General features: G+C 64.0%; 13 protein-coding genes and 1 pseudogene. 10 read left to right on the top strand and 4 right to left on the bottom strand.

The genetic code is table 11. The features are described 5' to 3' along the window. Nucleotides 1–127: 127 nt before the first annotated feature. Both ACNHGR_RS15965 and ACNHGR_RS15970 read left to right on the top strand, forming a co-directional pair. Entirely contained in the window at nucleotides 128–1180 is a 1053-nt protein-coding gene (locus ACNHGR_RS15965; protein ID WP_475287369.1) for a Rieske 2Fe-2S domain-containing protein, read from the top strand. 30 nt (nucleotides 1181–1210) lie between these two features. Beyond that, nucleotides 1211–1980: pseudogene (locus ACNHGR_RS15970) on the top strand (alcohol dehydrogenase catalytic domain-containing protein); the annotation flags it as partial. 103 nt (nucleotides 1981–2083) lie between these two features. On the opposite strand, the gene guaA reads toward ACNHGR_RS15970, so the two are convergent. The 3 genes from guaA to ACNHGR_RS15985 all read right to left on the bottom strand — a co-directional run bounded on the left by guaA (nucleotide 2084) and on the right by ACNHGR_RS15985 (nucleotide 6592). Further along, nucleotides 2084–3643 carry a glutamine-hydrolyzing GMP synthase gene (gene guaA, locus ACNHGR_RS15975; protein WP_475287371.1) on the bottom strand — a complete coding sequence of 520 codons (1560 nt, stop codon included), beginning with the start codon at nucleotides 3641–3643 and terminating at the stop codon, nucleotides 2084–2086. Between the two features lie 241 nt (nucleotides 3644–3884). Then, nucleotides 3885–5108, bottom strand: coding sequence for a TCR/Tet family MFS transporter (locus ACNHGR_RS15980; protein ID WP_475287373.1), 1224 nt, complete (start codon nucleotides 5106–5108; stop codon nucleotides 3885–3887). Nucleotides 5109–6010: 902 nt separating this feature from the next. Beyond that, nucleotides 6011–6592, bottom strand: coding sequence for a hypothetical protein (locus ACNHGR_RS15985; RefSeq protein ID WP_475287375.1), 582 nt, complete (start codon nucleotides 6590–6592; stop codon nucleotides 6011–6013). 291 nt (nucleotides 6593–6883) lie between these two features. On the opposite strand from ACNHGR_RS15985, the gene rpsM reads away from it, so the two are divergent. The 6 genes from rpsM (at nucleotide 6884) to ACNHGR_RS16015 (ending at nucleotide 12052) form a co-directional block, all read left to right on the top strand. Further along, nucleotides 6884–7252, top strand: coding sequence for a 30S ribosomal protein S13 (gene rpsM / locus ACNHGR_RS15990; protein ID WP_184269351.1), 369 nt, complete (start codon nucleotides 6884–6886; stop codon nucleotides 7250–7252). A gap of 91 nt (nucleotides 7253–7343) precedes the next feature. Beyond that, entirely contained in the window at nucleotides 7344–7733 is a 390-nt protein-coding gene (rpsK, locus tag ACNHGR_RS15995; protein ID WP_004208752.1) for a 30S ribosomal protein S11, read from the top strand. Between the two features lie 121 nt (nucleotides 7734–7854). After that, nucleotides 7855–8916, top strand: coding sequence for a DNA-directed RNA polymerase subunit alpha (locus ACNHGR_RS16000; RefSeq protein WP_184269353.1), 1062 nt, complete (start codon nucleotides 7855–7857; stop codon nucleotides 8914–8916). Between the two features lie 173 nt (nucleotides 8917–9089). Beyond that, complete coding sequence (rplQ, locus tag ACNHGR_RS16005) at nucleotides 9090–9509, top strand: 50S ribosomal protein L17 (protein ID WP_184269355.1); 420 nt, start codon at nucleotides 9090–9092, stop codon at nucleotides 9507–9509. Between the two features lie 103 nt (nucleotides 9510–9612). Further along, nucleotides 9613–11778 carry a prolyl oligopeptidase family serine peptidase gene (locus tag ACNHGR_RS16010; RefSeq protein WP_475287378.1) on the top strand — a complete coding sequence of 722 codons (2166 nt, stop codon included), beginning with the start codon at nucleotides 9613–9615 and terminating at the stop codon, nucleotides 11776–11778. A 7-nt stretch (nucleotides 11779–11785) separates the two neighbouring features. Then, nucleotides 11786–12052: a hypothetical protein gene (locus tag ACNHGR_RS16015; RefSeq protein ID WP_475287380.1), complete on the top strand. Its 267-nt coding sequence runs from the start codon at nucleotides 11786–11788 to the stop codon at nucleotides 12050–12052. 11 nt (nucleotides 12053–12063) lie between these two features. Here the strand turns inward: ACNHGR_RS16015 and ACNHGR_RS16020 are convergent, their stop codons facing one another. Then, the gene (locus ACNHGR_RS16020) at nucleotides 12064–12390 is read right to left on the bottom strand and encodes a hypothetical protein (RefSeq protein ID WP_475287382.1); all 327 of its coding nucleotides are present in this window, start codon (nucleotides 12388–12390) and stop codon (nucleotides 12064–12066) included. A 104-nt stretch (nucleotides 12391–12494) separates the two neighbouring features. On the opposite strand from ACNHGR_RS16020, the gene ACNHGR_RS16025 reads away from it, so the two are divergent. Together ACNHGR_RS16025 and ACNHGR_RS16030 are read left to right on the top strand one after the other, a co-directional pair. Beyond that, nucleotides 12495–13148 (top strand): hypothetical protein, encoded by a 654-nt coding sequence (locus ACNHGR_RS16025; protein WP_475287383.1) that lies wholly within the window; start codon nucleotides 12495–12497, stop codon nucleotides 13146–13148. A 223-nt stretch (nucleotides 13149–13371) separates the two neighbouring features. Next, on the top strand, nucleotides 13372–13971 hold the full coding sequence (locus ACNHGR_RS16030; protein ID WP_184269363.1) for an OB-fold-containig protein: 600 nt from the start codon (nucleotides 13372–13374) through the stop codon (nucleotides 13969–13971). Nucleotides 13972–13994: the final 23 nt, after the last annotated feature.

The following is a 13994-nucleotide window of genomic DNA, read 5'->3' on the forward strand; positions in this document are numbered from 1 at the left end:
GGGGAAGGCAGGGTTTCGACACGCTCAACCCGTACGAGGGCAGGGTGATGGGACGGATGGCACACCCCTTGCGATGTCCGTCTCCATATGCCGCCTACGATGCGGCCCAACTGGGAAGAGGATCATCATGCACTGTCTCAAGCGCGCCTGGTATGTCGCCGCCCTGTCGAGTGAGGTCGATGCGACCCAACTCTTTCACCGCCGCATCCTGGGCACGTCCGTTCTCATCTATCGCAACGAAGCAGGCGAGCCAGTCGCCATGCAGGATCGCTGCCCCCATCGCTTCGCGCCGCTTTCCATGGGCAACCGGGTGGGCGACACGATTGCCTGCCCCTATCACGGCCTTCGCTTCGACCACGCGGGTCATTGCGTGCACAATCCCCATGGTCGCGGCCAGTTGCCCAAGGGGCCTGTCGTGCGCACTTTTCCGCTGATCGAGCGCCACGGCTTCCTGTGGATATGGATGGCGGAAGAAGCCGCAGATCCGGCGCTGCTCACCGATTTCTCACTCCTGGACGAGGGCCATCCCAATGGCGTCGGCCACACCTATATGAAGCTGCCGGTCGACTATCGCATGATTCTCGACAATGTCATGGACCTCAGCCACGTCGACTATGTCCATGGCGAGATCATCACGACGCGCGGCCAGCTCTCCCCCCTGATCCCGCAGGTGGAAGAGACAGCATCCAGCGTGTCGGCCAGTTGGGATTACAGCCAGACCCCGCCAATCATGATCTTCGCTCCTTTCCTGCCATGTCCGGAAGAAAGTGCGCGGCACCATATCCGCGTCACCTGGACTGCGCCCGCGAATATCCAGCTGTCGATCGCCGCCGCGCAGGGCGACACGCCGTGCGACGAGGGCATCAGCCAATATGACCTGCACAGCTGCACGCCGGGCGACAACAACGAAACCCATTATTTCTTCGCCACCCGCCGCAACCATGTCGAGGAAGATGGCGACTATAATGCGTTCAAGACACAGGCTATGCATGCCGCCTTCGAGACCGAGGACGGTCCGATCATCGCGGCCGCACAGAAGGAAATGGGCGGCGAGGATTTCTTCGACCTAAGGCCTATGCTGCTGTCGAACGACCTGGCGGCCGTGAAAGTGCGCCGCCGGTTGCAACGCATGATCGATGCCGAAGGACAGGTGTCGGGCCATCCGGCAGCCGCAGAATAATCGCCCCGTTCGCACAGGAGAATTGCATGAATCAAAACCCGTGTCGCCGTCGCGTTCGAAGCCAAGACGCCGCTGGAGATCGTCGAAGTCGACCTGGAGGGCGCGCGCGCCGGCGAGGTGCTGGTGGAGATCATGGCGACGGGCACCTGCCATGCCGACGCCTATACGCGGGACGGCTTCGACAGCGAGGGCATCTTCCCCTCGATCCTGCGGCATGAGGGCGCCGGCATCGTGCGCGAGGGGAGGCCGGACGTCACCAGTGTGAAACCGGGCGGTCATGTGATCCCGCTCTACAGCCCCGAATGCCGGCAGTGCAAAAGCTGTCTCGGCGGTAAGGCGAACCTGTGCACCGCGATCCGCGCGACGCAGGGCCGGGGCTGAGGCCGGACGGGACGAGCCGCTCTTCCTGCAAGGGCCAGGCAATCTTTCGCTATATCGGCTGCGGCGTGACCACGGGCGCGGACTATATGTTCGATGCGACCGGCAATGCCGAAGGCATGCGCACCGCGCTGGAGGCCTGCCATCGCGGCTGGGGCACCAGCATCATCATCATCGGCGTGACGGAAGCGGGCAAGACGATCGAGACACGGCCGTTCCAGCAGGTGACGGGGCGCGACTGGCGCGGCACAGCCTCTGGTGGGGCGAAGGGGCACACGGACGTGCCCAAGATTGCCGACATGTACATGACCGGCAAGATCGAGATCGACCCGATGATCATCCATGTCATGAGGCTGGAGGAGATCAATAAGGCGTTCGGCCCGATGCATGCGGAGGAGAGCATCCGCAGCGTCGTCGCCTTCCGATGCCGGATGCACGATTATCGTGGATGTTGTCGGGTGCGACGCCGGCAGCAATTTGGCGTATATATGCGCCAGATTACACTATGCTACGCCACAGTACCCTTCACTCCCACTCGATCGTGCCGGGCGGCTTCGAGGTATAGTCGTAGACGACGCGGTTGATGCCCTTCACCTCGTTGATGATGCGGGTCGCGACGCGGCTGAGGAAGGCGGCGTCGAAGGGATAGATGTCGGCGGTCATGCCGTCGGTCGAGGTGACGGCGCGCACGGCGCAGACGCTGTCATAGGTGCGGTGGTCGCCCATCACGCCGACGGTGCGGACGGGGAGCAGCACGGCGAAGGCCTGCCAGATCGCATCATACAGACCTGCGTTGCGGATTTCCTCCAAATAGATGAAGTCCGCCTTGCGCAATATGTCGCAGCGTTCCTTGGTCACTTCGCCGGGGATGCGGATCGCCAGGCCGGGTCCGGGGAAGGGATGGCGGCCGACGAAAATGTCGGGCAGGCCCAGTTCCTTGCCCAGCACACGCACTTCATCCTTGAACAGTTCGCGCAGCGGCTCGACCAGCTTCATGTTCATGCGTTCGGGCAGGCCGCCGACATTATGGTGCGACTTGATCGTGACCGAAGGCCCGCCGGTGAAGCTGACGCTTTCGATCACGTCGGGATAGAGGGTGCCCTGCGCCAGGAAGTCGGCGCCGCCGATCTTCGCGGCTTCCTCTTCGAACACGGCGATGAATTCGCCGCCGATGAACTTGCGCTTCTTTTCCGGGTCGGTGAGGCCGGCGAGACCGCCGAGGAAGCGTTCCTCCGCATTCACATGGACCAGCTTGATGCCATAATGTTCGCGGAACAGGCTGACGACCTGTTCGGCTTCGCCCAAGCGCATCAGTCCATGGTCGACGAACACGCAGGTCAGCTGATCGCCGATCGCTTCATGGATCAGGACGGCCGCGACCGCGCTGTCGACGCCGCCGGACAGGCCGCAGATGACCCGACCTTCACCGACCTGTTCGCGGATCTCCGCGATCTTGGTCGCGCGGAATTCGGCCATGGTCCAGTCGCCGGCAAGGCCGCAGACATGGCGCACGAAATTGGCGAGCAGCTTCGCGCCGTCGGGGGTGTGGACGACTTCGGGGTGGAATTGGGTGGCGTAGAAGCGCTTGGCTTCGTTCGCGGTGACGGCATAGGGCGCGCCCTCGCTGGTCGCGACGACCTCGAAGCCGGGGGCCAACTGCGTCACCTTGTCGCCATGGCTCATCCAGACCTGATGGCTTTCGCCGGTGGTCCACAGGCCGTCGAACAGGGCGCAGCCTTTCTTCACCTCGATGAAGGCGCGGCCGAATTCGCCGCTTTCGCCGCCTTCGACATTGCCGCCCAGCTGCTGCATCATCGTCTGCTGGCCGTAGCAGATGCCGAGGATCGGAATGCCTGCGTCGAAGAAATGTTGCGGGGCGCGGGGGCTGTCTTCCCACATGACCGAGGAGGGGCCGCCCGAGAGGATGATGCCCTTGGGCTTCATGCGCTCGAACGCTTCGGCGGCGGCGTTGAACGGGGCGATCTCGGAATAGACCCCGGCTTCGCGGACGCGGCGGGCGATGAGCTGTGTCACCTGACTGCCGAAATCCACGATGAGGATGGAATCCTGAAGGGGCAGCGTCATCGAATCGCCTTTATATCGAGCGGTGGAAGGGATTCGCGCCCGGTTAGTCGTCCGGCCCCGATATGTCCAGTTATGCCTTGAAACGCTAAGAGTCTGTTTGGAAAATGCGCGGAAGGGCGCATTTTCGATGCGGCACCGGCCCGCACCCCCACCCGACCACCCAGACATGGTACCCTGATGGGTGGTCGGGTGGGGGTGCGGGCCGGTGCGGATGCGCCAGAGGCGCATTTCCAAACAGACTCTAAGATGGGAACTGCCTGCCCGCGCGCCAGCCGATCAGCGCTGCACCGGCCAGGATGAGCGCCGCGATCAGGAAGGCGCTGCCGATATAGGGCAGGGTCGGGGTCGGCCCGACCGACAGCGAATAGACGGCGCCGAAGAAGAGCGGCGAGATGATGCCTGCGATCGCGCCGACGCTGTTGTTTGCCCCCTGCAACTGGCCCTGTTCGGACTCGGAAACATGCTGCGTCATCAGCGACTGAATGGTCGGCATGGCGAGGCCCCAGAGGCAATTGGGGAACATGGCGGCGACGAACAGCCAGCCCGTCGGCGCCAGGCCCATGGCGGACAGGCCGATCGCGCCGAAACAGAGGCCCAGCACCATGGTCGGGCGATCGCCCAGCCGCTTGACGACCGGGCCGACCGCCAGCCCCTGCACCGCCATGTCGAGCAGGCCGACCAGCGCCAGCAGGGTGCCGACCTGCCACGCACCCCAGCCATAGCGGTCGCCGGCATAGAGGACGAAGATGGCCGAGAAGATATGATGGGCGAAATAGAGGAGGAAATTGCCGACCGCGAGGCTGGACAGTTCCGGGTGCGATTGCAGCAGCTTGAGCGCCCCGAAGGGATTGGCGCGGCGCCAGCTGAACGCCATGCGCTTTTCGGGCGCGAGGGATTCGGGCAGGACAAACAGGCCGTAGAGAAAGGCGAGGCCGGAGAGCGCGGCGGCCGCCCAGAAGGGCGCCCGGTGCGAGATTTCGCCGAGCACCCCGCCGATCAGCGGCCCGGCGACGAAGCCCGCGCTGAACGCCGCGCCGATCAGGCCATAGCCTTTCGCCCGGCCCTCCGGCGGGGTGATGTCGGCAATATAGGCGAAGGTGGAGGTGAAGCTGGACGAGGTGACGCCGGCCAGGATGCGGCCCAGCGCCAGCCACCAGAGATCAGGCGCCAGCGCCATCAGCACGAAATCGAGCGCCAGGCCGGCGATCGAGACGAGGATCACCGGGCGGCGGCCGAACCGGTCGGACAGGGAGCCGATGATCGGTGAGCAGAGAAATTGCATGCCTGCCCAGAGCGCGACGAACAGGCCGTTCCACATGCCCGCCGCTGCATTGGAGCCGGACAAGGTTTCGATGAGCTGCGGCAGGACCGGGATGACGATGCCCATCGACATCACATCGAGCAGCGCCGTGATGAGGATGAAGAGGATCGCGGCGGTGCGACGCGGGGAGGCGGAAGCGGTCATGGCGGCGGGGCTATCGTGGCGGGAGGGCGATGCCAAGGGGCAGGGCATCGAAGGTCGCCGTGATGCCGGGCGATGTCGGCGATTGCGACAGGAAAGCGCCTGCGAAGCGCTTACCGATGCGCCGGGATGAAGGCGCACAGGAAGGCGGAGGAGGTGTCCATCCAAACGGATAGATGAGGAAAATCCTGCATCGCCACGGATTCTTCTGCTCTGAGCCTGTCGAAGGCCCGGCATGACGAAAGAGTGGAGGGCGAATAACGACCAGAAGTGGACGTCCGGCGGACATTTTGGCCTGCCCCATAGCCGTCACCCCAGCGAAGGCTGGGGTCTCAGGCGGTAGTAGAATGAGGCCGGCCGCCTAGCGCTATCGGTTTACCCAGCCTACGCCTGCCTGAGATCCCAGCCTTCGCTGGGATGACGCCTTTTTATGACGTTCGACTTTAATAGCAGACAGTTGCCTTCCACCCATCCCCCCATACCCCACGCATGAGAGGGGCCGCCGGGCGCTTGCGCCCCGACGGCCCATCATTGACATGGTCAGCGGCCGGAAGCACCGCCAGAAGGAAAACGGTTGGTCGCGCTATCGATCACCCGCAGACACGGCCTGTGTGTCGGCGCTTATGTGCTGGCAGGTGAAGGATCGACGCTAAAGGCGTCGCTCAGCGGCGCGTTTCCCGAATGGACTGAACCGACCCCATTGCTGAACCATGAGACATCGGATCACCTCCTTTCGCTATGTTGAAGCCCGCGTGGCCGACTTCGATGTAACCTCTGATCGGCCACGAGATGGACTGTGAATCAGACGAGGGGCAGGATCAAGTCTTGTAATTTTCTTTTTTGGAATCATACTTGCGCGTCCTTGCCGGGAACAGGGGCGGATGGCCCGCAACGCACCCGGCACCCTATCCCCGGCAATCCTCGATCACGCGCGACACTTCGGCCCAGGCGGGCACGATCAGCGTTTCCTGCCCGGACATTTCGACCGCGAACTTGCCGCGGCTGTAGGCGAGCTGGTCCAGCACCGTGTCCGACGCCGCGCGGAAGGCGACGATCTGCGCCGTCGCGCCGCTGGACGCGGTCGCGGGCCAGCTGGTCGCGCCATAGCTGGTACGCACGGTGATCGCGCTGGCGGCGCCGGTGCCGGCGCGCGCCAGGCTGACCCGGCGGCTTGCCCGGTCGCAGCGCAGGGTCAGGCGCGCATCGGCCGCGCCGGTGCCGAAGATCGCGACGGCGCCCGCTGCTTCCGGGCGATAGCTCCAGCTGCCGGGCGTGGCGGGCCGATATTGCCACTCTGTCTCGGCCGGCACGGGCTGGGCTGGCGCGGGTGGCGCAGGCGTGGGGCGGGCCGGTGCAGGTGTCGGCGCGGGAACCGGTCGCGCCGGTCCGGTGCCGGGGCCGACGCAGGAGGCGAGCAGGGCCAGCGAGGGCAGGAGGGCGGCGAAGGAGGCCGTCAGGGAGCGGGGCGTGGAGGGTATGGCGCGCATGCCCCCTTCCATGCCGGAGGCGGTGGCCCCGCTCAACCCGAAAAGGCGCCGGAAAGGGGTGAGCCGCAGAGCAGGCGGGTTCGGTCGCACGCCAATTGACTATTTTCCGCCGAATCGCTAAAGGCCCCCTTCCCCTGCATGCGGCGAGCGGCGGTGCTTTTGGCACTGGCCGTCTTTTTTGCGTCTGGGGGCCTTGTAATTGGCCGCTTTTCCTCGCCAGGGAAATCCGGTTTGACGCTTTGAGATAGGGACGGCGAAAGCCGACCCTGTGGAGCAGGAGAAACTAATACCATGGCACGTATTGCGGGTGTCAACATCCCGACCAACAAGCGCGTAATCATCGCGCTCACCTACATCCACGGCATCGGTCGCAAGACCGCCATCGACATCGCCGACAAGCTGGGCATCGACCACAGCCGTCGCGTGCAGGATCTTTCGGACGCCGAAGTGCTCCAGATCCGCGAAACGATCGACGCCGACCTGACCGTTGAAGGCGATCTGCGTCGCGACACCGCGATGAACATCAAGCGCCTGATGGATCTGGCCTGCTATCGCGGCCTGCGTCATCGCAAGGGCCTGCCGGTCCGCGGTCAGCGCACGCACACCAATGCGCGCACCCGCAAGGGCAAGGCGAAGCCGATCGCCGGCAAGAAGAAGTAATTCGTCCGGGGGACGAATTACTCCGCCGGAGGCAGCTCTCCCCAAGGAAGACGCCTCCTGCGCAACCAGATTTTTGTAGGATTAGAGCAAAATGGCACGCGAACCCCAGCGCATTAAGCGCCGCGAACGCAAGAACATCTCGGCCGGCGTCGCGCACGTCAACGCCAGCTTCAACAACACCATGGTGACCATCACCGACGCCCAGGGCAACGCGATTTCGTGGTCCTCGGCCGGCATGATGGGCTTCAAGGGCAGCCGCAAGTCGACCCCGTACGCCGCCCAGGTGTGCGCCGAAGACGCCGGCCGCAAGGCCGCCGAACATGGCGTCCGCACCCTCGAAGTCGAAGTCAAGGGCCCCGGTTCGGGCCGTGAATCGGCTCTGCGCGCACTGCAGGCCGTCGGCTTCCACATCACCTCGATCCGCGACGTCACGCCGATCCCGCACAATGGCGTGCGTCCGTCCAAGCGTCGCCGCGTCTAAACGCAGCGCTGCATGACATGCGGGCGGCGGACGCGTCGCCCGTTTTCCCGTTTGCATCGCCGGAACGTTCCTGTCGGGTCAGGATTTCACAAGCGTTTCGGCCCATCCCCAGGGGAAATACATGACTGTCAACATGAAGAACTGGCAGGAATTGAAGAAGCCCAACAGCCTTGAGATCAAGGCGTCGGGTGACGGCAAGCGCAAGGCGACCTTCGTTGCCGAACCGCTGGAGCGCGGCTTCGGCCTGACGCTCGGCAACGCGCTGCGTCGGGTTCTTCTGTCCTCGCTTCAGGGCGCGGCGGTCACCTCGATCAAGATCGAGAACGTCCTGCACGAATTCTCGTCGCTGGCCGGCGTGCGTGAAGACGTCACCGACATCGTCCTGAACATCAAGCAGGTCGCGCTGAAGATGGAAGGCGAAGGCCCCAAGCGCCTTCAGCTGTCCGCCACTGGCCCCGCCGTGGTGAAGGCTGGCGACATCAGCGTCGTCGGCGACATCGAAGTGATGAACCCGGACCTGGTGATCTGTCACCTGGACCAGGGCGCGACGCTGAACATGGAACTGACCGCCGACATCGGCAAGGGCTATGTCCCCGCCGTGGCGAACCGTCCGGCCGATGCCCCCATCGGTCTGATCCCGATCGACGCGCTCTATTCGCCCGTCCGTCAGGTCGCCTACAAGGTGGACAACACCCGCGTCGGCCAAGAACTGGACTATGACAAGCTGTCGCTGACGCTCGAAACCGACGGCACCGTCACGCCGGAAGACGCGGTGGCCTATGCCGCCCGTATCCTGCAGGACCAGCTCCAGCTGTTCGTCCATTTCGAGGACGCGCTGCCCGTCGCGGCGCCGGCTGCCGGCACCGCTGCGGCTGCCGCTTCGGAAGGCGAAAGCGACACGAACCAGATCAACCGCTATCTGCTCAAGAAGGTGGACGAACTGGAACTGTCGGTCCGCTCGGCCAACTGCCTCAAGAACGACAACATCATCTATATCGGCGATCTGGTCCAGAAGACCGAAGCCGAGATGCTGCGCACCCCCAATTTCGGCCGCAAGTCGCTGAACGAAATCAAGGAAGTGCTGTCGTCCATGGGCCTGCGCCTGGGCATGGACATCCCCGGCTGGCCGCCGGAAAATATCGAGGAAATGGCCAAGAAGCTCGAACAGGAGCTGCTGGGCTAACAGCCAACTTCCGTTCGTTTCGAGCGAAGTCGAGAAACGCGAGGCGCTCGCTGAACGCTTCTCGACACGCTCGAAGCGAACGGATGTGGTTACAGGGGCACGGGGCGGTCCCCGCAAAAACCGCCTGGTCTGGGATACCTTGCACGGTCCCTTAACGAACGAAGGAAAGACACATGCGTCATAAAGTTGGTCATCGTAAGCTTCAGCGCAGCACCGGTCATCGTACCGCCCTGCTTCGTAACCTGGCCGCTTCGCTCATCAAGCATGAGCAGATCCTGACCGGCACTGCCAAGGCCAAGGAACTGCGTCCTTACGTTGAAAAGCTGATCACCCTCGCCAAGAAGGGTGGCCTGTCCAACCGTCGTCTGGCCGACGCCCGCCTGAAGGACGATGCGCAGCTGACCAAGCTGTTCGACGTTCTGGCCGAGCGTTACAAGGACCGCAACGGTGGTTACACCCGTGTGATCAAGGCCGGTTTCCGCGCTTCGGACGCGGCGCCGATCGCGATCATCGAGCTGGTCGACCGCGACGTTGATGCCAAGGGCCAGGACAGCGGTCCGGTCTTCAGCAGTGACGAGCTGGAAGAAGCCTGATCTGAGCGGTCCGTTAATATCGGACCGGCGCTTTACCGACAGGCCGTGGCTCTTTAGGGAGCCACGGCCTGTTGTCGTTTGGAAAGAAGAGTCGAAAGAGAGGATGCGCGCCGCTGCCCTGATCCTGCCGCTGATGCTGGCGGCCGCGCCTGTCCTTGCCGGGCCGGAGGGCGCCGCCATCGACGCGGGCGATGCGACCTTGCGCTACCCGGTCGCGAAAAGGCTGGATCTGGTCGAGGATCATTTCGGCGTGAAGGTCGCCGATCCCTATCGCTGGCTGGAAAACGATCTGCGCGCCGATCCTGCCGTGCGCGACTGGGTCGATCAGGAAAACAGCCTGACCCGCCGCTATCTTGACGAACTGCCCGGCCGCGAGGCGCTCAAGGGGCGGATGCAGGCGCTGCTGTCGCATGGCCGCTTCACCGTGCCGCGCAAGGCCGGTGGCCGCTATTTTTACGGCTATAACAAGGGGCTGGAGAACCAGACCCCCCTTTATGTCCGCGAAGGGCTGGCCGGCAAGCAACGCCTGCTGCTGGACCCTAATGGCTGGGCGAAGGACAATGCCAGCGCGCTTGCCGAATGGGCGCCTTCGCCCGATGGCCGCTTTCTCGCCTATGCGGTGCAGGAGGCGGGCAGCGACTGGCGCACGCTCAAGCTGATCGACGTCGACAGCGGCAAGCCGCTGGACGACCGGATCGAGTGGGTCAAATTCTCGCAAATCGCCTGGGATGGCCGGGCAGAGGGCTTTTTCTACTCCCGCTTCGCCGCGCCGCAGGATGGCGAGGCCTATCAGTCAGCCAACCGGAACCAGCAGCTTTATTATCACCGCGTCGGCACGGATCAGGCGCAGGATCAGCTGATCTACGACACGCCCGACCGGCCCGCGCTCAGCCATCAGGCGCAGGTGACGAGCGACGGCCGCTGGTTGCTCATCAGCAGCTTTCAGGGGATCGATCCGCGCCGCGAACTCCATGTCGCCGAACTCACCGGCGGCCCGGTCAAGCCGCGGCTGCTGGTCAAGGGGCTGGACCATGACTGGCGCCTGATCGGCAGCCGCGACCGCAGCCTCTATTTCCTGACCGACGATCATGCCGCCCATATGCGGGTGGTGACGCTGGACGCCGCCAAGCCCCGCAGCCGGCCGCGCGAGGTGGTGCGCGAACGGCCTGAAACGCTGGCCGGCGGATCGCTGGTCGGCAATCGCATGATCCTGGCCTATATGAGCGACGCGCAGACCGTCGCCGAACTGGTCGAGCTGGACGGGCGCAAGGTCAGCGACGTGCCCTTGCCGGGCATGGGCACCGCGGCGGGCTTTGGCGGGCGGGAGGGCGATCCCGAAACCTTCTTCAGCTTCTCCGGTTTCGCCACCCCGGCCAGCATCTATCGGTTCGACACGAACAGCCTGAAGAGCGAATTGTTCGCCCAGCCCGATTTGCCCTTCAACCCGGACGACTTCGGCGTGGAACAGCGCGTCTATCCGTCGAAGGACGGCACGCTGATCCCGATGACGATCATCCGGCGCAAGACGCTGGCCGACCGGGCGATCGCCGCGCCGACGATCCTCTATGGCTATGGCGGCTTCAACATATCCCTGACGCCGGGCTATTCGGCCACGCGCATGGCCTGGCTGGAGCAGGGCGGCGTCTATGCCATCGCCAATCTTCGCGGCGGCGGCGAATATGGCAAGGCCTGGCATGAGGCCGGGCGCGGCGCAAACAAGCAGAATGTGTTCGACGATTTCATTGCGGCGGCGGAATATCTGAAGGCCAACGGCTTCACCACCAAGGATGGCCTTGCGATCGAGGGGCGCTCCAACGGTGGCCTGCTGGTCGGCGCGGTGGTGAACCAGCGGCCCGACCTGTTCGCTGCCGCGCTGCCCGCCGTAGGCGTGATGGACATGTTGCGCTTCGACCGTTTCACCGCCGGTCGCTACTGGGTCGACGACTATGGGTCGCCCGAAAGCGCGCAGGATTTCCCGCTGCTCTACGGCTATTCGCCCTATCACAATATCCTGGGCGGCAAGGAGTATCCGGCCATTCTCGTATCGACCGCCGACACCGACGACCGGGTGGTGCCGGCTCACAGCTTCAAATATGCCGCCGCGCTCCAAGCCGCCGATCTGGGCGCCAGGCCCCATTTGCTCCGCGTCGAAAGCCGTGCCGGCCATGGGTCGGGCAAGCCGGTCGACAAGCTGATCGCGGAATATGCCGACAGCTACAGCTTCGCGGCCTATTTCACCGGACTGAAGATCAGGGCGAAGCCGGAATAGAGGGCAGATGACCAGCAGGCGGGACATCATAGATCAGATAGCGCTGCCAGCGATCGACCGCGTTGTCTTCTTTCAGCGAGACGAATTGACGACGGACCTGATCTGCTGCGATGTCGTGATGCAAGGCATCGTTCATAGTTTTCACGAAGACATGAAGGATTGGGACAGGCTGATCCGCCATCTCAGCCAGTTGCCTGGCTTTCTGGCTGACTGGTATGAAAGCGTCATGGTCGAGGCGTTTGCTCCCAACCAAGTCATTGCTTATCAGCGCTGACAATCGCTCGTTCACCCGGATTCCAGCACCGCAATCACCGTTCCGTGGCCGACCAGTTGTGCGCCTTCCCGGATGGCCCATTTTCGCCCCGGCTGAATGGCCCCCTTCAGTTCCGGCCATATCCACATGAGAATATCCCTCTCGATCGTTCCACCCGGCGCAAGGCTCTCGCCCTCGGCCAGATCGATCGCCCCCACGCACATGCGATTGTCTCCGGCATCAAAGAAATGATGGTTGGGACGATAGGGGACGCCACCAATCAAGGGCGTGCTTCGTCCTCCTTCTGCGGCTGTCAGCATATGGATGCGCGCATGGATCAATATTGCGTCGTCGGACATGACCGGAGGCTAATCCCGCCTCATCGCGACGACAAGGCGATCGCCCGTTCACCCTCTGGACAGCCGATCGCAGCTATGGCTCTCTTCATCGCAGGAGGCGTAGCATGAAGATCGGACCCAAGACCCGCTGGATGACAGGTGCGCTGGTTGGCGCAGGGTTGCTGCTGGGCAGCGTCAGCGCGGCCGAGGCGCGTCCGCGCTATGGTTATGGTGGGGGCTATGGCGGCGGCTATGGCAATGGCTGGGGTCATGGTGGTTGGGACCGGCATCATCGGCAGGGTGACGGCTTTGGCGTGGGCGATGCGATCGGCGTGGCCGCGATCATCGGCGCGGTCGCCATCGTCGCCAACGCCATGTCGAAGGACAAGAAGGCGCGCGATCCCAATAGCGGCGGCGAATATGACGCCCCTCCGCCGAGCAGCGGCACCGACTATGGCACAGACGTTCGCAATGGCATCCCGCCGCGCAACGACGCCGATTTCTCCGACATCGCCGACGGCAATGGCCGGGACGACGCGATGACCGACGCCTGCGCGCTCGCCGCCCGCGACGAAGCCGAGCAGGAACATGGCGGCTATGCCGAGGTGCGCCACATGGAAACGCCGATCGCCACGGCGGACGGCTATAATATTGACGGCTATGTCGAGAGCCGTACCAGCTATCGCGCCAATGACGGCGCCAGCCGCCGCTTCACCTGCGCCATGAAGAATGGCCGGGTGGCGCAAGTCTACATCAGCCGCGATCTGGTGATGCAATAGTCTCACGCAAGCACAGGACTGGTCGGGATTTAGTTCAGGGGGGCCTGCAAAACGTGCGTTTCGAGCACCGGAGCGCAGCGTACTTCAAGTACGTGAGCACCGGAGCGCAGGAAGGCGCGTTTTGCAGGCCCGCCTGGGCTGAATAACGACCAGTCCAGTCGCTTTGTCCTGTCCCTGCCTCCATTCGTCGTCTAGCATTGCTGGCGAATCAGGAGGTTAGGGAGTGGAGGCCTTTCTTTTCGCGCCGGAAAATATCGTCTTCGTGTCGGCGCTGGTGCTGATGCTGCTGATCGGTGCCGTGCAGGCGCTGGGCTTTGCCGGTGATGCCGATCTGGATCTCGATAGCGACGCCGACCTGCTTGGCTGGCTCGGTCTTGGTCGCCTCCCTCTGCTGGCGCTGGTCGCCCTCTTCCTCACCCTCTTTGCGATCATCGGCCTGTTGGGCCAGCAGGCAGCGCATGACCTGTGGGGCGGCATGATTACCCCCTGGATCGCCGTCCCCGCCGCGGGCGTCGCCGCGCTTCCCGCCACCGGCATCGCTGCGCGCCTCGTCGCGCCGCTCCTGCCGCAGGATCACACCACCGCCATCCCGCTCGACCATCTGGTCGGCAGCCATGCCCGCATCGTCACCGGCCGCGCCACCAGCGGATCGCCCGCCCGCGCCCGTGTCGAGGATCATCATGGCCAGGCCCATTATGTCATGGTCGAACCCGACAATGCCGGTCAGGCGCTGGAGGAGGGCGAAACCATCCTGCTCGTACGCCGTGACGCCCATATCTTCCGCGCCATTTCCCATGGCGACCATTATCTGCCCCGAATTTAAGTTCCCCCAAAGTCCAGGAGACA

Source organism: Sphingobium sp. RS1 (assembly GCF_056156825.1).